The sequence below is a fragment of the Parabacteroides sp. APC149_11_2_Y6 genome (assembly GCF_054506995.1).
In genome coordinates this window covers 2041746-2062181 of the sequence record NZ_CP173709.1, presented here as the reverse complement: position 1 = coordinate 2062181, position 20436 = coordinate 2041746, and the positions used below count along the sequence as shown (strand labels likewise).

The window sequence follows — 20436 nt, the reverse complement described above, 5'->3', positions numbered from 1 at the left end:
TAAGGTAAAAATGAGGTAATGATTTGGCAACCCTGTCTATTTCTACGTTCTGCTGTGAGTTGCTGTCAATGTCTCTCGTCTTGGTACAAAAGTAGCAATAAAAATCGGATACACATCAAAATGTCCCATGATTTTTATCACAGGACGTTTTTTATCTTCGCTGAATAATCCGGTTTAACCGTTACTTCTATTTTCGGCAAGTTGCGGGCTATGATTGCTGAAATTTATACTTTAATCCATACTCTTCCAACTTGCTATACAGCGTTGTACGTCCGATTCCGAGCAATTCGGCGGCAACCTTGCGGTTTCCGTTTGCCTGCTTCAACGCGCGTAAGATGCGTTCCTTGTCCTCCGCATCGTTTCGCAAGGCGAAGCTGACAGGTGAGGTCGGTTTCGTTACGGCAAGTTCCAGATGCTCTTTCATGACAACTCCCGTCTGTGCCTGCAACACCGCGCCCATTATCTTCTGCCGAAGCTCACGGACATTACCCGGCCACGGATGGGTCAGCAATGTCTTACGGGCTTCCGCATCGAACCCAGTCACGCTACATTCCAATTCATTGTTGGCAATCTCACGGAAGAACTCCGCCAACGGCATGATGTCCTCCTGACAGTCACGCAAGGGCGGAACAGTTATCTCGAAGTCGTGCAAACGGTACAGCAAATCCTGTCGGAAACGTTTTTCAATGACCGCTTTCTCCAGATCCTCGTTGGTGGCGGCGATGATGCGGACATTGAAGCTCTTGTCCGTCTTGTCACCTATAGGGCGGTATCTCCGTTCCTGTATGGCACGGAGTAACATCTGCTGGGTTTCCAATGCGAGATTGCCTACCTCATCCAAGAACAATGTGCCACCCTCTGCCTCATTGAAGTATCCTTTCTTTGTGCTGTCCGCACCCGTAAACGCGCCTTTGACATGTCCGAAGAATGCCGAGGGCGCAAGGTCTTTGGAGAGTGAACCGCAGTCCACAGGCACAAACGGTTTCCCTGCCCTTTTGCTCTTATCATGCAGATGGTGGGCGATATGCTCCTTGCCCGTGCCGTTCTCTCCGAATATCAGCACGCTCATATCAGTAGGGGCAACTAATCTTATCTGTTGCATGATTTTCTGAAAGGCGGAACTGTCACGGGCAAAAACGGGCATACGATTTCGTCCGATACTCCGTTCTTTCAGGATGGTATGAAGCAGAGGCATAAGTTTATCCTCCACAAGCTGCTTGGGGATATAGTCCAGCGAGCCGAGTTTCATACTTTCGACTGCCGTATGCACTTCGGCATAGTTGGTCATGATGATTAACGGTTGTGTCATGCCTTCCTTGCGCATCCATCGTAATAGGTCGATGCCGTCACCGTCGGGTAGTCGTAGGTCAGAAACCACGATGTCCCCGTCTGAGGCTTGTTGCAGAAGTTTCTTCGCGGTCGAGAGGTGGTAAGCCTGCACGGTACGGAATCCTTCCCGTGCCAGCAGGTTGCAGACAAACTCGCAATACACGATATTGTCCTCCACCACGATGATTCTTGTTTTATCCATTTTCGTATTTTTCCTTTCTTCTTTTGCCTGCCGGATAATTTCAGCACCTTTATCCAGCACAGCCGGTCACCGCTTTGCATATCGCTTCGTCATCTGGAGTGGCACTTCCATGAAGTTGGGCGTAAAGTTCCCTCAATGGCTGGTCGGCACGGAGAATCTGCCATGAACTTCGCAGATGGTGTGTAAGTGTGTCCAGTTCTTGGAGGTCTTTACGCTGTTCTGCATCCTTGACCGCCTGCATTTCCTTTTCGGTTTCCGCTATCAGTTTGTCCAGCATGACGGATTCATTGCCATAAGATAGCAGAGTGGAAAAATCCGGCTTTTCATCCAATATGCTGCTTAATGCGCATTTATCCGTAATCTCCATCAGTTCGGATATGGAGAACGGCTTGAACAGGCATCCGGCAAATCCACGCCCTATAAGTTCCTCCTTGCTGCAACTGCCCGAAGCGGTTGTCACGACTATGGGAATACTCTTCGAGTTGCCTACATTGGATGAGCGCAACAGTTCCAGCAGTTCAAAACCGCTTATCTCAGGCATATTCAGATCCGTCAGAAGCAGGCTGTATTCCTTTTTTCGTATCAGCTCCATCAGTACCGAAACATTGGTACAGGTATCGCAGTGCATCCCTTCATGGGCATACATTTCTTTCAACATAAGGAGAAGTACCTCGTCATTGTCGATGGCAATCACATCATGGCAGATATGATTATGGCGCATTTGCGCTTGAATTGTCTGTTCCGGCAGTTCCTCGGCTGTCTGCATGGGAATTTCCACCGTGAAGCGGCTCCCTTTGCCTTTCTCGCTTTCCAAGCGTATAGTTCCACCGAGCATCGCCACAATACGCTGCACGATGGACAATCCTAATCCGAAGCCGTCTTTTGCGGCGGCATTTGAAAGACGTTCAAATGCACCGAATACTCGTTGTTGCTCATCTTCGGTCATGCCCGTACCGGTATCTTCAACGATAAGTTTCAGCAAACCGTTATCATAATCCGCTGCCAATGATACACTACCGTTATCCGTGAACTTGATGGCGTTTGACAACAAGTTGTTGCCGATTTGCAGGATACGTTCCTTGTCGGTCAAAACCACCGCATCGGTGTGGCTCTCCACTATCAAAGTCAGCCCCTTGTTCATGGCAATGGGCATGAACTCCGTTTCAAGAATATGCGTGATTGCGGAAATCCTGCAAGGGGAAAGGTTGGGTTGCTCCTTGCCGTTGTCCAGACGGAAGAAATCCAGCAGCGTGTTGAGCATCTCCCGCATACGCTCGGAAGATTGCCGGATATTATCCACATACATGGTGCTTTTATCCGCGCTACAACTTTTCTGCATCAGTCCGGCATAGCCTCATTTTGTCAATCGTATTTTTTCGTGGTAGAAGTAGTTTACGATGACAGGTTTGCCTTTTTCCGAGCGTCCGTATGGCAGATCGTTTATACGATACGGGAAGCCCTGCTCCTTGGCGTAATTTGAAATGTCCTGCTCCAATGCCTGCCAGTATTCAAGCCTTTTTTTATTGTAAATTTCCTCGTAAAGCGGTATGAGGTCAGGATACTTCTCACGGATATACGTCATTATCCCGCCTTTGAACTGCCCGCGTAAATTCAGGTTTTCAAGCCAGATTAAATCAGCATAATCTTTTACCTCCTCTATTATTGCCTTTACGTCTGTTATTCTGGGGAATATGGGCGAGACGAAGCATACGGTGCGGATACCTGCCTCGTATGTCTGACGCATCGCTTTCAGACGGCGTTCAATGCTTACGGCGTTGTCCATATCTGCGCAGAACTGCTCGTCGAGCGTATTGACAGACCATGACACAGTCACTTTGGGAAAACTCTTCAACAGGTCGAGATCGCGAAGGACAAGATCGGACTTTGTGCATATCATAATCTCGGCATCGCTTCCTCGCAGCTCTTCGAGCAGCCTTCGGGTACGGTGGAATTCTTCTTCATACGGATTGTAACCGTCCGTCACAGACCCTATTACAACACGTTCACCGTCGTATTTATGAGGATTCGTTATCGGCTTCCAGTTTTTTACATCTAAAAACGTACCCCACGGCTCGGTGTGCCCGGTGAACCGTTTCATGAACGATGCGTAGCAATACCTGCAGGCGTGGGGACACCCTACATAAGGGTTGACCGAATATCCTCCCACCGGCAGAGAGGATTTGGTCATTACACTCTTTACATCTATTTCCTTTATTGTATCCATATTCATTGTATTCGTCTGGTAAATTGTTCCGGCAATTCCTGAATCATTCTTTCGTCGCCCATAATCGGCAGCAAATCCTCTTTCATGAACACCGGTATGCCATGAGCCTTTGCCTGTTCTGCAATGCTAAGCACCCATTCGGGGCGCGAATATGACTTTCCTTTTCGGTTTCCGGTCTCTGTGCCTATGACAATCCAGTCAATTCCCTCGAAATCAATCTCGCCGATATCATCGAAGAGAGGTTCAAACGTGACATGGTAGTGTCGTGCTTTGATATTCTTTTTCAAATCATCAATCCTCCTTTTCTCGGAACTGCGCGTGACGGTCACGCCCATCCATACGTTCTCGTCGTCAGAGGAGAAACTGATTTTGTCAGGGCGCTTCGTCAGAAAGATATAGGCGTGCTGGGGATTGCTGCTGATCCGCTCGAAAATTTCTGCGTTCCATTCAGGCTTCCAATCGGAGAAATCGCTCATTCCTGTCATGAGCCACACATGAGGACGGGACGTATCGATGATGCGCAGTTTTCGTTCCATGTATTCAGGCACGGAAAAGTCGTCGGTAATGTGGAAACGGCGGCAGTTGTTACGGGCATAGCAGTAAGGGCATCCTATAGTGCACCCTACCACTATGTTCATGTTTTTTATCAGGGATTTAATGCAGACACTCATAACACAACTGTTTCTCCGTCCTCCGGGATAATCAGCCGGCTCATGTCGGCTTCGTGATGCGTTGCCTCATTGCGCAGAATTGCACGGGTGGTCTGGCAATGGTCGATGGCATCCATGTGTACGGCTATCAGCTTGATATGCGAAGGCAATTCGTCAAGTATCTGCATCACTTCGTTCTCGTCGGGGATGATAGGACCGTCCGTTTTGGAAAATTCGGGAAAGATTGCACCTCCGGAGTTTACCACGATATAGTCAGGATTGAACCGTTCCACGGTGTCTCGGATACATGCTTCCCATCGGCAGTCACCCATTATATAAACGGTCGGGAAGCCCTCGGCTTTTAGCACATAACCTGATACAGGTCCCATCATCTGCCCGATCTGCCCGAAACCATGATGTCCGGTCGTGCGGTAAATGGATATGCCGTCTATTGTTTTTATTTCTTCGATGGGTATCACATTTGTAAATCCGTCGTTTCTGATGGCGTCCGCGTCCTGGGGCTGAACGTAGAAAGGAATTTCTTTGGGCAAATGTGTGGGGACACTCGGCTCGTAATGGTCGATGTGATTGTGGGTCAGGAGCACCATGTCCACGCCTCCGATAATATCCTGAATAGGAATGGTGAGGTGTACCCTCGGTGTTTTATTCACACCGAGGGCCGATATCAAAGTGCCTTTGTCGGCTAAAACGGGGTCAATTAGCATGGTGTGTCCCGCATACCTGATTTTCAAGGTGGCATTGCGCACCAATTGTACTGTAGATGTCTTTTTCATGACTATATGTCTTGTTATTGATTACGGGTGCAAAGTTCGGAAGAATCCGGCGAAACATCTATGCCTGAAAAAACGGTAATTATGCCATTTTGATAAATGAAATTATTATCTTTGCAAAAACGACAAGGATATGGACGAGATAATCAACCCTGATCGACTGGTCAGCGTACCGTTCAACAAGACACGCTGCGGCGTGGATTTTTACATCAATACTGCCATAAACAAGGACATCGGACTTGTGCTGACAGAAAACAAGCGGTTTAAGACAGACTTCTTCAGCTTCTACTTTTTCCGTAAGGCAAACGGATATTTGCTACTGAACTTCCGCAAGATTGAACTGCGCGACGGCATGGTTCTCCTGCTTTCACCCCATCAGCAACAAGAGTGGCATGTAGATGAGACGGCGTTGGATTACACGTTCCTTATATTCCGCGAAGATTTCATGCGTACTTTTATCGCCGACAAGTTCTTCGTTTTTCGCCTTTTGTATTGTTACCAGACAGATACGCCGCCTTACATCAATGCCACACATGACGAAATGAAGGAATATATGCGGCTGCTCGGAAAGATTAAGTATGAGCTGATGAATCCAGTGTCCGATACGTACAATATCATTGTTTCCTTACTATATTATCTTTTGCTGATTATCAATCGTACATACGCTGCCGCCTATTGCTTGCCCGCTGAAATTGCTAAAAACAATTTCGCTTTTCGGTTCAAGGACTTGTTGGAACAGAATATCCGCACCCACCAGCGGGTGCAGGAATATGCAGACATGCTTCATGTCAGTCGCATCACACTCAATAACTCAGTAAAAGCCCAATTCGGAGTATCAGCTACCCATTTGATAAAACAACGTCTGCTTGAGGAACTGAAGAACGAATTGCTATTCTCCAACCGCACTGTCAGTGAAATGGCGGATGATTTCAATTTCTCTGATCCGAGCCATCTCATGCGCTTCTTCAAACAGCAAACAGGCAAAACATTTACTCAGTACATGACGGATTACAATAAAGGCATATACGAATAACTTCTTAATATAGTCGATAGCGGCTATCGAAATATGGTTGTTGATGTTCAGGCGTTTTTGTACTGCATGAACCATTTTACGATTTCTGGATCTTCGTGCGAGCCGAGTAAGAAAGGCTTGTCGGTATCCAGCGTCTTTATCCGTGCCATGTCGTCGGCCGACAGGGTGAAGTCTAATATGTCGAGATTCTGCTTCATGCGTTCCGGTTTCACAGACTTAGGAATAATTATGCACACTGATATTTATCGCGCCCGGACAGGTGTTCGGTGCGGAAGATGACGGCATGCAGTTCCAACCAGATGGCTACCTGCTTATGTTCCATCCCGACCTGCTGCGGAATACACCTCTCGGGCGGATAATGCGTGAATATTCGTTCTTTTCCTACGAGACAAACGAGGCATTGCACCTTAGTGTGGAAGAACGGCAAATCATCATGGATTGCTTCCACAAGATTCAATATGAATTGAACCATCCGATACACCGTCACAGCAAGAACCTCATCACAGACAGCATCAAGACGTTCCTTGATTACTGCACACGTTTCTATGACCGCCAGTTCATCACACGCGACAACCAAAACCGAGACATCCTCGCAAGATTTGAGCGGTTGCTTGACGAATACTTCCATGATGGGGCTGCTAAACGGATAGGCTTGCCCACTGTACAGTATTGTGCAGACAAGCTCTGCCTCTCGCCCAACTATTTCAGTGATTTATTGAAAAAAGAAACAGGTTCAACCGCCCTGCATTTCATTCATGACAAGTCTATTGAAATAGCCAAGACGGAACTTGCATCTACAGACGACACCGTTAATGAAATCGCCTATAATCTCGGTTTTCAGTACCCGCAACATTTTACCCGACTGTTCAAGAAAGAGGTAGGTTACACTCCGAATGAATATAGAGCGCAAGTGTCGTGAGAATTGGATTAGTACAGAATATTAGAACCCAACACCTCTCTTGCGCTTAACTTTCTTCCTTCTGCGAAGTATATCCACCATTTCCTGATTGGCTTCCGCATCAGCAGCGTTATAAGATGAGCCACTGCTTTTTAGCAATCCCCAAGAGCCGTTGAACAACTCGCTTTGTGCCGTGCCGGACGGTGCGCTTGGTGTAGCCGTTTCATATATTCCGGCTGTTATTCCCATACGTTCCCTGCATCTGTTGTGCTGCAAAGCCGTGTCAATCTTGGAATAACTGAAACGCCTGTCCACTTTGGAGCCGTTGAAATGGTAGCCATTCATGGAGAATACAACACCCTGCACCTCGCTGGTCTGCCCCTTATGCTTGAAATGTACTTCCACTCCCTGCCGTTTCAGGTTGGCGATAAGCACGTTCCAGTTGCCGCATCTGCCGACTTCCATTTTGATGATGTCGTAAAGCGCATATTTCGTCCTGTCTGGCTCTTTCAGGCGGTTGCGTTTGACATTGTCCTTTCCGCCAGCCATATGCAAGCCGTATTTCAAGGTCAATTCCTTGCAGATGCGGGTACTGCGCAGACGCTCGTGCCTGTCCGATATGGTATTGCCGTTGTTGTCTATGCGGTTGAAAGCAATATGCACGTGCGGATGCTCCTTGTCGAAATGCTGGGCGATGAAGAACTGCGTATTCTTGATTCCCATCCGTTCCATATATTCAAGCGCGATGCCTGCCATGATACGGTTCGTCAGCCGTAACTCATCCTCTTTGGAAAAACTCAACGCGATATGTCCGACAGGTTTTGTCACCTTATCGTTCATCCGTGACTGGGCATTGAAACTCATGGCGATAGTTTCCAGATTTTCCATAAACAAGCCTTCGCTTGCTACTATCTGCGTATCCTTCTTCTTGTCGATGATGTAATCCACCGCACCCTTGAAGTCGCTTCCTTTTACGATTTTCGCCATCATATCCCTATCTTGGTTATAAGTTCATGAATCCTTGCCACTGCCACCTTGCAGTCCCACCGTTCATCGTGGAAGCCTCCGGCGTTTGCCTTACGCGCAAGCTGGTTGAGATTGTTAGCCATGCCGCAGAGTTGGCGGATGTATCCGGCATGTTCCTCCGACAGCCGTTCTTTCACATGACCGTTACGGAAACATTCCCTCATGTACTCGCTTGGTGATACGCCCGCCTCATGCGATCGTGTCAGCAGGCGGAAGTAGTCGGCTGCCGTCATTTTCACTGCGATACGGTATTTCAGTTTCTCGGTTGCTTCCTTCTTGGGGCGACCTCCCTTGTTGCGTTCCTTGTGTTCCTTTGTCTGTTCCATATTTTATTCCTTTTAATTCGGTTACTGATTCAACTGTATAGACCGACGGGATGCCACCTCCTGCAATTTGGATGGTGGGTGGCAAGCGGTTTCGGTACACCCGAAACACAAACTTGCTACCTCCCAATCCTTAAGGAATGAGTTTCGGGCATCTCCCGTTTTTCTCATTCGGGATGTCATAATCCCAACCCTTTCTTCTTGGGTTTTACGATAGTTCTTGGCGGTGGACTAACGGCTAATTTCTGCCGGATTCCACGCAGGTAATCGTTCAGGTCTTTATGCCCTTTGTAGTTGTCGGAGAAGTCGCGGATGCGTCCGGCGAACTTCCTTTCCAATTCCCGATACGCCTTTCTTCCCGCCTCGTCATTGTCGAGCATGCAGTGGATACGTCCATACCCGTGCAGCACATCTATAGCTTTGGAAACATTGGCGGTCGAATTGAGGATGACGTAATCCTGCCTGTCAAGGTCGGGCAAGTTCGAGCAGTTCCTCTTCCGCAACGTGAGGAATGAAAGATAGTCCATCATGCCCTCGAATACAAGGCATTTCTCTCTCGCTTCTCCCTGTTGCCGAATATGGCTGATGTCTTTGGGTGCGACACAGCCTTTGAAAAAACGGTTACGCACTTCAAATCCTCCCGCCACATTCGGAAAACCGATGGCGAAATAGGGCTTGCCGTTATGGGTGAAGTGGAGCTCTTTACATTGCGCCTTTGCCAAAGCGATGTTTATGCCCCGTTCCTGCAAGTATCGGAGCAATGCCGGATGGGTGAGTTCGCCCACCTCCAAATGTTGGAAACTCGGTTCGGATGCCTGCTGGCGAAAAGAGAAAGATATGGGACGGATGTGTGGTGCCTGTTCCGCTATCTTGCCAAGCAGATAAGGCACATGGTCGGATGCGTACAGTACCCCTGCAAGTGCGATGATGTTACCACCTCTTCCCAGTCCATAATCGAACCACAGGTTGCGGTCGGTGTTCACCTTGAACGAGGCTTCCGTTTCCTGACGGAACGGGGATTTATACCACAGGCAGTTTCCCTGTTGCTTTACGGGCGAATAACCCAAACTTTGCAGATAGTCCGCAATTTTGATTTGTTTTGCTTCTTGGATGTTCATGATATAATTTCTATGGATTTGATGATGACTGTAAAAACGTTGATTTGATGAATGAGATATGTATTGTCCTATACGTTAATGCTTTATATTCTCAACATCTTCTCAACAAACCACTCACAAATAGAGAATCCAACAAACTGATGCTGTTTCCCTCTCAACTTTTCTTTTCGATTGTTGAGAATTTGTTGAGAGTGTATGCTGTTTATTATCAGTATGGTTATATCATTATTCATCAATTCAACAAAAAAAGAATAGTATTACAGGGATTCAAGTTGTTCCCTTGTGACGGTGTAGAAACGACCGACTCTTTTTATCGGCTCATATCGGCACTCCCGATTGTAATTGAATTGGTAAGTGGTATATGTAAGCCCGTTAGAGGCAGGAGTAAGTTTCCAACATTCCTGCAATACCTTTCTGACTTGGTGCTTCTCCACCTTTACCTGCGAATGTACCAGCAAAAGAAGAATGTCGTTGTGGCAGAACGAGAATGTGTCCGTGCCGACACTTTCCATAATGTCAAGGATAAGTTCGCACATCTCTATCTCCAATCGGTTGCGGTTGCTGCGGATAATCTTCTGCAAGGCTTCGGTATGCAGCAAAGAGGGCGCAAACCACATACGGCTTTCCTTTTCGGTGGAAAGTTGTCTGTATTGCAGGTAATACAGAAAGGCAGGTATCTCAGCTTTCAGCTTTTGCAGGAAGTCTGTGTCATCGGATTGCAGACGGTCTATCTTGCGCACCCAATAGCGTGTTTCACCTGCATCAATGATAACAGGCAGATACTCGTTGTTGGAGCATAGCACGAACTTGGCAAAGAACGCTATCTCGTCACGGTCTTTGCCTTTGGCTTCCACCTTGTAGGAAAGTGTGGTGCTGAGGTTCTTCAACCGCTCGCTGTCCTCCCTGCGGTTGAGCAATACCTCGTCCACCACGATGAGCAGTTTTCCTGCCCAGTCGGAATTGAACTGGCTGCGGAAGTCCTCGTTGGTATTGAAAGTGACATTGTTTTGAAACACAGCTTTCAGGAAGTTCAGGAATGTACTCTTGCCCGTGTTGCGTTCTTCTGATACCAACAGCAGGATAGGCAGTTTCTGCACGGGTTGCAGGTAGAGCAATTGAAGATAGTCCATGCCCAATTCATACTGTTCACCGAAGATATGGCGCACCAATGACCGGATACAGGGAAACTCGCCTTGTTGCGGACGGTGTCCTATCGGCTCGTAGAGGTTCAGGAACTTGTCCACCACGGGACGGTAGTCCACATGGTCGGGGACGGTGCAGAAGCCGTCGTACTTCGGCACGGTGGCGAGATAGTCCTTGCCGTAGTCCTGCCGCAGTGTTTCGTTGTTCCACACGATGCGCTTCTTCACATAGCCTCCGTTCAGACGGGGCTGGTTCACTAACTTGTAGAGGGTAGTACCCACACGGATAAACTCCTCATTTTCAAAGTTGCCTTGTTTCATTAGCACTTCATTTTTTTGTTTAATCAGTGCAAAACTCGGCAATTAGCGCAGAACGGATTAACAACTCACGCATACCTCACGTAAGATTTTCTTGGATTTGGCTTTATGACATACAACAAAAGCCCGAAGAAATGCCATTCTAATGGATTTTTCTTCGGGTTTGTCGTAATCGTACGTATGAATGGCAATACACCTATTCACATACTCGTATAAATACATTGTTGGCAATGGGAATACGCATAGGTCTCACTACTTCATGTCGTCATATCATTAGAACTTATGCCTGATAATTAGACATATCCCAACCATTTATACCCAGCGAAAAGAAGATATTTGTTTTCTCTTTTCGCAAGTACAGCCTTTTAAATATGGCATTGCGCACCTGTTCCGCACCGAAGCTGTCAATGCGGAAAGCAAGTGCGACTATCATCGGAAAGCTGAACACATCGGCATGATACCCGTTCTCCTGCCGAACATACTTCTGTACCTCGTATTCTTTTAATGCTCCACTGTTATAGATGTTTCTGATGGCAGAACGAAGTGTCGGAGCAATTACTCCGAACAGTTCCACCAATTCCGGCTCGCTCATCCAAATGTTTGAGACATTCTCCGGCATGATGATATTGCCGGATTCATTCACTGTTATGCTGTTTCTTCTCATACTCATGACATCGTTATTCCGTTAAACGTCTTACTCAGTTTGTCGCCGAACATGGTCAGGTCGTTGTCGAGCTTCTGCGTGGTTATCTTTGCGTAGAGTTGGGTCGTGACTATATTCGTATGTCCCAACACACGGCTTACGCTTTCAATGGGCATCCCCTTGCTCAAAGCTAATGTTGCGAAGCCATGACGACTGCAATGAAATGATATTGACTTGGTTATGCCACATTCCCTTATCATCCGTTTCAACGGTTTGCAGATAGACCAATAGTTCAAGCCGGGGAATATACGATTGTCTTTCTGCATCGGTCGGTAGCGTTCGACTATCTGCAAGGGTATATCCAGCAGCTTCACTTGGAAGGCGACTTTTGTCTTGTGGCGTTTGGACAATATCCACTTCTCGCCGTTCACCTCCACGATGTTGTCATTCGTCAGTTCCTGAATGTCCACGAATGACAAGGCGGTGAAACTGGCAAAGATGAAAATGTCACGGATGTATGCGAGCTTGCTGTCTGCAAACTCATGTGTCATGACCGCTTTCAGTTCATCCTCCGTCAGATATTCCCGTTCTTTCACATTGGGGCTGATATGAAACTGGATGAAAGGATTGCGCGGTATCAACCCGTTATAATGCGCTTTCATGACCACGCCTTTCAGCCACATACAGTTTGCCCATATCGAACCGTTCCGCAATCCGGCTTCAGTCGAGAGGTATGCGGCGAACTCCTTGATGAAATCGGGAGTAAGTTCCAACATGGACATATCGCTGCGTCTGTAAAACGACTTGATAAAGGCGGCTACATGGTTTCTTGCCCGTACACGTGCCCGATAGGTAGCCATTACCCTGTCTTTGCCTACCCGTTTCTTGAACACTTCGTTCTCACGGTCGAATGCTTTTAGCAGCGTCTCATACTCGCTGCCGATTCCCTGATAGGCGTTGCGCACCATCTCAGCCGTAACAAATGCCTCGCGGTCTGAAATGCGCTGGTAATGTTTGATGATTTGCGCCTTGATGTTGTCAAGGGCAAGGTTGATGTCTCGTGCCTCGCGGCTCTTGCCTTTCGCCTTGTTTCCTTTCACGTCCCAAAGCGTTTTCGGGATGTTCTGCTTACAACTGAACTGCGCCACAGTCCCGTTGATTGTCACTCGTCCCATGATGGGGACAATACCGTTTTTCTCCTTGCTGCCGTTCACGTAGAACAGAACCTTGAATGTGCTTCTTGCCATACTCGTTTTTTGTTTGCAAAGTTATTACTCAACGAGTTAGACCTTGATATGCCAACCTGTGCCACAAGCTGCCAAATACAACACGGTGTGTTAAAAATCACCATTCGGCGGGTAATGATTTGGAGACCGTTCTTCTTCATAAATCCGCTTTCCTTTACGTTACCTCGATTTTTCGCCTGTCCTCATTTGTCTTCGCAAACGCCTTATTGACAGGCATTACGAAGACATTTGTCCCTTTTTATTCGTCTTTTCCAGAGATTTTTCGTATAATTGTATGTAATCTATCTTTCCCATTTTATTGTATCTATTAGGTATACAGGCAACGAAATAAAATCCATTACCCATATTTGATATTTTAACTTTTATTAGTTAATTAATCAGCAAAGAAAGAAGTAAAGGGATAGATAAACCATAGTGACGATCTATCTTGCTACGAAGAAAAGCGGTTGCTTTAGTTAATTGTGACTCTACTGTATTTTCAGAAAGATTGAGTTTTGCTGCTATTTCTTTGTTTGTCAATAACTTTCTACGGCTCAGTATAAATATTTCCCTTCGGGCAGGAGGTAATTGCTCTATTAAAGAATCGATATATTCTTCCAGTAAATGGTAATCGACTTCTTTTTCTGTAGTATTCTCTACAGGTTCGGATGTTTTTATTTTTGTTTGGTAAAGAGATTCAAGCATCCGGTGCTGATAGATATTTACTAATTGATTTTTGGCGATAGTACAGAGGTAAGCGCCAAACGATTTATCTGTCTCAATCTGTTCCCTGTTCTCCCAAACCTTTATAAATACCGACTGTACGATTTCTTCAGCCAGATAAATATCATTCCGGGATATACGCATTACAAAGTTGTATAGCTTACCACTCCAACAATTATACAAATATTCGAAAGATACGATATCTCCTCTTCTAAGATTACAGATGTGATGTGATTCCTTATCCATAACGTATATAGTTACGCATACAAAGGTAAAAGAATTATTAAACGGTAAAATAAAAAAACAAAAAAACACATTTGAAGAACTATCCCTGCCAACAGTATAGCCGCCGGTAATCCTTGTAAAAATATTAAGATATATAGAATAGATGTCTCCGGATTTATACACATCCGCTTAAAACTACATTTATCAAGTACAATGCCCGTTGTATTAAACGAATAAAAACATAATTTATACAATTCGTCGACCTGAAACAACAGTTTGGCAACTTTTATTTAGTCATGTAAAGTACAAAACTTTTCTTTGTGATAAATATTCACATGAAAACACAAAGAAATGAAAGCATTAAGTTTATTTTTAACATTGATGGCAGTAACATTTACTGCTAAACGTACGTTTTCACAGACGGCAAACGCATTGGCTTATCTTAAGTCTCTTCCGGCAATTGAACTTGATAAATCGCAGGCCAGATCTTACCACATGATAACAGATTATTATGACTTTGATTTATCTGGTGATTTTCAAGTAAAAACCAGAATAGCAGGGGACTTAACCTGTAAAAATGACTCTGTCCAATGGGGAAATATCTATTTATGCAAATCCAAATCTCTTTATACTGAATTTCCCAAAGGCAAAAGAGTCAACTATATGGAAAACTTCAAGTATAAACAGGGGGCAGAAATTATACCAGCTGATTTTTTCAAAGAAAATTTACCTGAGGCAGATCCGCTGATTATGAATTTGATGTGGGATGTTTTGAGTTTTGAGATATTTGCATACGAATACTGGGATTCTTTAAAATTAAATACCGAATACAAAGCCATGAACATAAATCGGGAACTGGGAATAGCCTATGGAACATTTGAGAATAAAGACACAAGAATTACATGGTTGGGAATTACGGAAGTCAATAATGAGATATGTGCCATTTTGAAATATTCGGTTATGAATAATCCTTTAAACCTGGAATATGAAAATATTACAATAAAGGGTAGAAGCCATTATTGGGGTGAGGTTTATGTTTCCCTTTCCGATAAACAGATCGAATATGCAATTCTGACGGAAGATGTACTTATGGACATAAAAGAAAAGACACAGCCATATAATGATATAAAGTATACGGTAAGATACATAACCTTGTCAAGAATCGATTGAAACGATTTGAAAACCACAGTCCTAACTTTCGGAATAATTATTAAATTTGCATAAATGAAACAGAATACAAGAGCACTATTAGTTGTTGCGGCATTATTTAGCTTCGGATTCAGTATGGTCATAAGTTTATCCGAGAACTTAAGTCCGTTTGATGTTACAACAGTCGTGTTTGGTATAACTAATTTACTGTCTGTTTTGAATATCGCTTATTTATTTATCAAGATACTCGGCAATAATTCAAAAAAGTCGATTGCACAGTTGAAAAAGGAACTTATTCCCTCATTCGTATTCTCCCTCCTTGCCACCTTGTTTATTGCACTTACTCTATATTATTCGGGTAATTACGTATTATTCCGGATTAAAGGATGGGGCATGGAGAATTTCATAAACAGAATAGGGTCAGGAGCAATAATATCCCTTTCAATCGGGCTGTTTATATGCTGTGTTGTGTTTTTTTATACAACATGGCGTCAAGCCATTGGCAACGAACAAAAATTAAGGGAGGAGAATCTGAAATATCAATATAAAACCTTGAAAACACAGGTTAATCCGCACTTCCTGTTTAACAGCCTGAATACCTTGTCTGAACTGGTATACGAAGAGCCGAAAAAAGCGGACAGTTATATTCAAAAGTTATCGAGTATCTACAGGTATATACTGGATAATGAGGAGACGGATTTAGTGCCTTTGGAAAAAGAAATTACGTTTATAACGAACTATTTCCAATTGCAACAAGAACGTGATGGTGATAAAATTTCTCTTGACATAGATATTCCTAATATTGGAAAATACAAAATAGTACCGGTATCGTTGCAGACATTGGTAGAGAATGCCCTTAAGCACAATTCAGCTTCGGAAAACAATCCTTTAAAAATAAACATCTATGAGGAAGAGCTGTTTATTGTTGTTTCAAACAATATACAGAGAAAAAATACACTGGATAACTCATACGGTACAGGCTTGTCCAATTTAAAGAAACGAATTAAACTTATTACAGGCAAGGAGATGATTGTAAGCCGGGAAAATAATAAATTCATAGTAAAAATACACGTTATAGACATTTAAGATGAAAGTATTGATAATAGAAGATGAGCGCCCGGCTTCTCGGAAACTAATCCGTCTACTGAAAGAAATCGATCCGGAGATAGAAGTGATCAATGTGCTTGAATCGGTTGAGCAGTCTGTTAATTGGCTCTTTGAATACCGGAGTCCCGAATTGATATTTATGGATATCCAACTTGAAGATGGACTGTGTTTTGAAATCTTTGAGAAAATCCGAATAAAAATTCCCGTTATTTTTACTACAGCTTATGATGAATATGCTTTAAAAGCTTTCAAGGTAAACAGTATCGATTATTTATTGAAACCTATTAACCCGGATGAATTGCGAGGTGCCATCGACAAGTTCAATACGATATATAGAACGATACAGGATTATTCTAAATACGAATCCGTCATTCAACAGTTACCTGTCCGGAATAAAAAACGCTTTTTGATAAAGATAGGCGAACATTACAAATCAATTCCGACATCAGATATTTTCTGCTTTTATATTCTTGAACGATCTGTATTCCTTTTCTCGAACTCCGGCAAAAGTTATCCTGTCGATTACTCATTAGATAAAATACAACAATTGGTTGATCCAATGCTGTTTTACCGAATTAACAGAAATTTCATAGTTAATTATTATGCTATTCAGGATATGATCACATACTCGTCAAATAGGATAAAAATTATTCTTGCTAACTGGCACGAGAAAGAAGATATTCTTGTTAGCAGAGAGCGTGTATCTGACTTTAAAACTTGGATGGATAGATGATTATCTCAATAAATAGGAATGCTCCCTTATTATCCGGATCCATTCCTTATATTCAATAACACTTTGCTCTATTAGTGGATGGAGCTTTCTGTATTCATTAAAATAAAAAAGAGTTGTCTCGAATAAACGAAACAACTCTTTCTAAAATAATAAATAATCTACTGATTAAATTTTTTCAAGCATCTTTGTCAATTGATCCGGAGTTACATTGGCGGCTATAATAACTCCTTTGTCGTCTATCAGGAAGTTCCGGAAACCTTTATCCAGTTTATACTTCCCATACAACTTTGACTTTCTTCCGAGTCCTTCATGAAATTGTTTTGTACCTTCCAGCTTGTCAGCCTTTACCGTCTCGGTAAAGATAGACGGCTTCTCGTCCATCGAGATTGAGCACATGTCAATTTTGTCAGAACTCATCTTATTAACTTCATTCCATAATTGAACGTTACGGGCCCTCGATTCAGCATCGTAAGCTGCCCAAAAATTAAGCAAAGTGTAGCGTCCCGAATGATTTTGGAAACTGGAATCTCTTCCGTTTCCCAAAAACTCTATTCTCGGCGCAAGGTCTCCAGGGTTTGCACCCTCAGTAGGTCTCGCGTTTTTTGTTCCGGCTGAAATGGCAAGCAACGCAGCCGCAACAAAGAGAACATAAGCTCTTACTTTCATATCATCATTTTTACGTTAAACTTAATCGGAACAACGTCTCCGCAGGGGAGTTTCATTCTTCCGACTCCTGATTTTCAGGAAGTAAACAAGAGCTTTTTCCTTCGCTAAGGAATCGTTTTCTTGTTCTTAACGGCAGCAAAGATACAGGGAAAGTCCTCTTTCCTCCAAATGATATAACACTTTTCTGATAGAAAACAAGTTTTTTTATATGTTTTACCGCACACATTAGGCAAAAATAGCCTGTTTTATAGCATAGTATTAACAGTTATTTGCAAATAAACCGAACTATCCTTCTTGTTTGACCATGCACCACATGAACTTTCGAATACGATAGTTACTTTTATATTGACTGATTACATCCTCTTTTTAAGCCGGGCAATCATTATATAATTATTGTCGTTCTCGTCTATTGTGTTTTGCAAATCAGTCAATTTCTTTCGCATGTCATTAGAGAGCTCCTCCTTCTTTAACAAATTATCGATATCATTCGATAAATTACCGGGTTCCAGGTTACGGACAAAATAACCGTTGTAGAATGTACCGCTGGGCCAGTCGATTTCCTGATTGCCGAAATAATCGTTATACATTTTGAAATAAGCACCTTTACAAGTGTTCTTCTCTATAATATAATGAACGGTTTCACCGGGTGTAGCAATCGTTCCTCCTTCAACTTGTTGAACGACCGGAGGACCTGAATATTGACCTACAAAATGATCCGGCCATTCACAATTATCATGCCAGGGGATAGGGTTCTTCGTATAATTGAAAGTAAAAGTCGGACACAGCCGGTTATTCTCCATATCATACCGGTACAAGGAATCGGCACGGGTCGGGTCGACACACAAAATATCGACATCAAATACTCCGGAGAGATTAAATGCAGGCATCACCTCATTATTGAAAGTCCAGGGTACTTCCAGATGTCCGGGAGCCACCTCTTTAAGATGCTTCCCCGACAAATCCTGTACCCATACAATCGCGGGAGTATTCGGGAAGGGCAGCACAACGACAGTAACGGTCCCCCGTTCCGGATCGACTTTAAAAGTAGCTTTCGGACAACGAAATCCCAGCGGCACCGGTTCCAATACATTCCCTTGTAAATCGAAAACCAGAAGCTGTTCCGACTGCCATGGCATCAGATAAACACGATTGTTCTTTTCATCAATCTGAGCTGCATACACACTCTGATACTCGCCTGGCCCCTGTCCGACAGAACCGATGTCTGTCAGATAATTTCCTTTCCGGTCGAAAAGTTTAAATGCTGTAGGAGGATAGCCGCTGTGTACCAGTATATAATTATCAGAAAGGCTGACATTGCTTTGCCCGACCAGTGCCGTATCCCGACTATCCAACTTGACGATTTCCATCTCTTCTGCAAAAAAGCTAAGAGGGAGAGAAATCGTATCTGTCAGAAGCGACTGGTCACACGACAGCACTTTGTCGTTGCCCACCTGTACATACTTACCCACTACCGGACAATCATCCAGCAGGTTATTGTCTCCGGAATTTTTGTTCCCTGTATTACAGGAAACGGCTGTCAATGTGATTAACAACGCACCTAAAAAGTTTAAATGTGTATTCATGCTGATCAGAATTAAATTGTTGGTAACAAATAACGCGATTAAATTCCTTAAAAGCAATCAAATTACTAACTTTTCGTAAATAAATGATTAATTCGTACAGCATTGATTATCCAGCAGATAAATAGCTTTTACATTTGATATGATTAATAATAGGATAACCCAAAGCAGTTTGTCTACCCTATCAGTCCTGAGATTCCGATAACAGTCAAGGTTATAGTGCGAGATTTAATTCTGTCTACTGTTTTCAGGCATAATCAAAGTACCACTGCATATAAAAATTAGTAGCGATAGTAAATTCAATTAGTAGCAGTACTAATTCAAATTACTATCGCTACTAATATTCTTTAACATTTATGCCTCTTTCCTTGCTTCTTTCCCAAGTTGGAAAATATTTTTTAAAATCAAGAAAATAATCCGGAAACCTCTTGTTTGTATCTAAAATAGTTCTACATTTGCTGTGTACTATTAAACTAATACACTAAAACAGATAATCTATGATTACATTAAAAGAAGCAACGCTCTGTTATAAAAAGAATAAGCCAATATTAGAGCATATCAACCTGGATATAGCCTCCGGTTGTATCTATGGCTTATTAGGCAAGAATGGCGAAGGAAAGACCACCTTATTAAACATATTAAGTGGACAGATTTTCCTGGACAGTGGTTCTTGCCAAGTATTCGACGAGAACCCGGCGGAAAGGAACGTAAGCCTGCTCCAAAAGTTATTCTTGCTTCCGGAAGAAATCTCTTTGCCGGATGTAACAGCGGAGGCATATATAAAAATGTATGCTCCCTTCTATCCTACTTTCAGGGAAGATATTTTCAAAAGTTGTTTTGACCAACTGGAAATAGATGCTACCGCACGGTTAAACAAAATGTCGCAAGGGCAGCGCAAAAAAGTGGCAATCACTCTTGCTCTTTCGGCACATACTCCTCTCCTGCTGATGGACGAACCGACAAACGGGCTGGATATTCCGTCGAAAACCATTTTTCGCAAATTGGTCGCCTCTTTTACGGAAGAAAATCAGACGATTATCATTTCCACCCATCAGGTTCGTGACTTGGAAAGTCTGATCGATTCGGTCTTAATACTGGATAATAAGGATTTCCTGATGAATTGCAGCCTGAACGAGGTTTCTTCCAAACTGTTTTTCCACTTGGTCAGACCAGATGAGAAAGTCCTCTACTCAGAAACGACTCCGATGGGAACGATGGGAGTTGGCGAAAACCTGGACGGGGAAACTACTTCCGTATCATTGGAACTCTTATTCAATGCTGCCACCCAGCATCCTGCTGAAATAAAAAGATTATTCAACCGATAAATATA

20 protein-coding genes and 1 pseudogene are annotated in these 20436 nt (G+C 43.7%); 6 read left to right on the top strand and 15 right to left on the bottom strand.

Annotation, left to right across the window (positions count from 1 at the left end):
- Positions 1-208 precede the first annotated feature (208 nt).
- The 5 genes and pseudogenes from ACGE0T_RS08370 to ACGE0T_RS08350 form a co-directional block, all read right to left on the bottom strand.
- Positions 209-1531: a sigma-54-dependent transcriptional regulator gene (locus ACGE0T_RS08370; RefSeq protein WP_005775887.1), complete on the bottom strand. Its 1323-nt coding sequence runs from the start codon at positions 1529-1531 to the stop codon at positions 209-211.
- Positions 1524-2885 (bottom strand): annotated as a pseudogene (locus ACGE0T_RS08365) (sensor histidine kinase); the annotation flags it as partial. The gene ACGE0T_RS08370 and the pseudogene ACGE0T_RS08365, both read right to left, overlap by 8 nt.
- Positions 2886-3761 (bottom strand): radical SAM mobile pair protein B, encoded by an 876-nt coding sequence (locus ACGE0T_RS08360; protein ID WP_004329298.1) that lies wholly within the window; start codon positions 3759-3761, stop codon positions 2886-2888.
- On the bottom strand, positions 3758-4426 hold the full coding sequence (locus tag ACGE0T_RS08355) for a radical SAM mobile pair protein A (protein WP_004329299.1): 669 nt from the start codon (positions 4424-4426) through the stop codon (positions 3758-3760). Before ACGE0T_RS08355 ends, ACGE0T_RS08360 begins: the two co-directional genes overlap by 4 nt.
- Positions 4423-5199 carry an MBL fold metallo-hydrolase gene (locus ACGE0T_RS08350; RefSeq protein ID WP_004329300.1) on the bottom strand — a complete coding sequence of 259 codons (777 nt, stop codon included), beginning with the start codon at positions 5197-5199 and terminating at the stop codon, positions 4423-4425. Before ACGE0T_RS08350 ends, ACGE0T_RS08355 begins: the two co-directional genes overlap by 4 nt.
- 130 nt (positions 5200-5329) lie before the next feature.
- Here ACGE0T_RS08350 and ACGE0T_RS08345 point away from each other — a divergent pair, with 130 nt between their 5' ends.
- Entirely contained in the window at positions 5330-6229 is a 900-nt protein-coding gene (locus ACGE0T_RS08345) for a helix-turn-helix domain-containing protein (RefSeq protein ID WP_004329302.1), read from the top strand.
- A 47-nt stretch (positions 6230-6276) separates the two neighbouring features.
- Here ACGE0T_RS08345 and ACGE0T_RS08340 read toward each other — a convergent pair whose 3' ends face one another.
- A complete protein-coding gene (locus ACGE0T_RS08340; RefSeq protein ID WP_005775886.1) occupies positions 6277-6465 on the bottom strand; it encodes a hypothetical protein in 189 nt (62 codons plus the stop codon).
- A gap of 23 nt (positions 6466-6488) precedes the next feature.
- On the opposite strand from ACGE0T_RS08340, the gene ACGE0T_RS08335 reads away from it, so the two are divergent.
- Positions 6489-7148: a helix-turn-helix domain-containing protein gene (locus ACGE0T_RS08335; protein WP_004329304.1), complete on the top strand. Its 660-nt coding sequence runs from the start codon at positions 6489-6491 to the stop codon at positions 7146-7148.
- Positions 7149-7169: 21 nt separating this feature from the next.
- Here the strand turns inward: ACGE0T_RS08335 and ACGE0T_RS08330 are convergent, their stop codons facing one another.
- The 7 genes from ACGE0T_RS08330 to ACGE0T_RS08300 form a co-directional block, all read right to left on the bottom strand.
- Positions 7170-8117, bottom strand: coding sequence for a relaxase/mobilization nuclease domain-containing protein (locus ACGE0T_RS08330; RefSeq protein ID WP_118161531.1), 948 nt, complete (start codon positions 8115-8117; stop codon positions 7170-7172).
- Positions 8114-8479, bottom strand: coding sequence for a MobC family plasmid mobilization relaxosome protein (locus ACGE0T_RS08325; RefSeq protein ID WP_004329306.1), 366 nt, complete (start codon positions 8477-8479; stop codon positions 8114-8116). The genes ACGE0T_RS08330 and ACGE0T_RS08325 overlap by 4 nt, the downstream gene beginning before the upstream one ends.
- 176 nt (positions 8480-8655) lie before the next feature.
- Entirely contained in the window at positions 8656-9594 is a 939-nt protein-coding gene (locus ACGE0T_RS08320) for a toprim domain-containing protein (protein ID WP_005775883.1), read from the bottom strand.
- Positions 9595-9851: 257 nt separating this feature from the next.
- Positions 9852-11057 carry a primase-helicase family protein gene (locus ACGE0T_RS08315; RefSeq protein ID WP_004328112.1) on the bottom strand — a complete coding sequence of 402 codons (1206 nt, stop codon included), beginning with the start codon at positions 11055-11057 and terminating at the stop codon, positions 9852-9854.
- A gap of 277 nt (positions 11058-11334) precedes the next feature.
- On the bottom strand, positions 11335-11724 hold the full coding sequence (locus ACGE0T_RS08310) for a hypothetical protein (RefSeq protein ID WP_004328110.1): 390 nt from the start codon (positions 11722-11724) through the stop codon (positions 11335-11337).
- Positions 11721-12944, bottom strand: coding sequence for a site-specific integrase (locus ACGE0T_RS08305; protein WP_005775881.1), 1224 nt, complete (start codon positions 12942-12944; stop codon positions 11721-11723). The genes ACGE0T_RS08310 and ACGE0T_RS08305 overlap by 4 nt, the downstream gene beginning before the upstream one ends.
- Positions 12945-13313: 369 nt before the next feature.
- On the bottom strand, positions 13314-13892 hold the full coding sequence (locus tag ACGE0T_RS08300; protein ID WP_459190060.1) for an RNA polymerase sigma-70 factor: 579 nt from the start codon (positions 13890-13892) through the stop codon (positions 13314-13316).
- A gap of 330 nt (positions 13893-14222) precedes the next feature.
- Between ACGE0T_RS08300 and ACGE0T_RS08295 the strand changes: the two genes are divergently transcribed.
- From ACGE0T_RS08295 to ACGE0T_RS08285, 3 genes are read left to right on the top strand one after another with little or no spacing between them, the layout of a single operon-like run.
- Positions 14223-15041: a hypothetical protein gene (locus tag ACGE0T_RS08295; RefSeq protein WP_459190059.1), complete on the top strand. Its 819-nt coding sequence runs from the start codon at positions 14223-14225 to the stop codon at positions 15039-15041.
- Between the two features lie 54 nt (positions 15042-15095).
- Positions 15096-16106, top strand: a complete 1011-nt coding sequence (locus ACGE0T_RS08290) for a sensor histidine kinase (RefSeq protein WP_459190058.1) — start codon at positions 15096-15098, stop codon at positions 16104-16106.
- A 1-nt stretch (position 16107) separates the two neighbouring features.
- A complete protein-coding gene (locus ACGE0T_RS08285; protein ID WP_459190057.1) occupies positions 16108-16860 on the top strand; it encodes a LytR/AlgR family response regulator transcription factor in 753 nt (250 codons plus the stop codon).
- Between the two features lie 165 nt (positions 16861-17025).
- Here ACGE0T_RS08285 and ACGE0T_RS08280 read toward each other — a convergent pair whose 3' ends face one another.
- Both ACGE0T_RS08280 and ACGE0T_RS08275 read right to left on the bottom strand, forming a co-directional pair.
- Positions 17026-17526, bottom strand: a complete 501-nt coding sequence (locus tag ACGE0T_RS08280; protein ID WP_459190056.1) for a thioredoxin-like domain-containing protein — start codon at positions 17524-17526, stop codon at positions 17026-17028.
- A 353-nt stretch (positions 17527-17879) separates the two neighbouring features.
- The gene (locus ACGE0T_RS08275; RefSeq protein WP_459190055.1) at positions 17880-19109 is read right to left on the bottom strand and encodes a 6-bladed beta-propeller; all 1230 of its coding nucleotides are present in this window, start codon (positions 19107-19109) and stop codon (positions 17880-17882) included.
- Positions 19110-19603: 494 nt separating this feature from the next.
- Here ACGE0T_RS08275 and ACGE0T_RS08270 point away from each other — a divergent pair, with 494 nt between their 5' ends.
- Positions 19604-20431 carry an ABC transporter ATP-binding protein gene (locus ACGE0T_RS08270; RefSeq protein ID WP_459190054.1) on the top strand — a complete coding sequence of 276 codons (828 nt, stop codon included), beginning with the start codon at positions 19604-19606 and terminating at the stop codon, positions 20429-20431.
- The last annotated feature ends 5 nt before the right edge of the window (positions 20432-20436 follow it).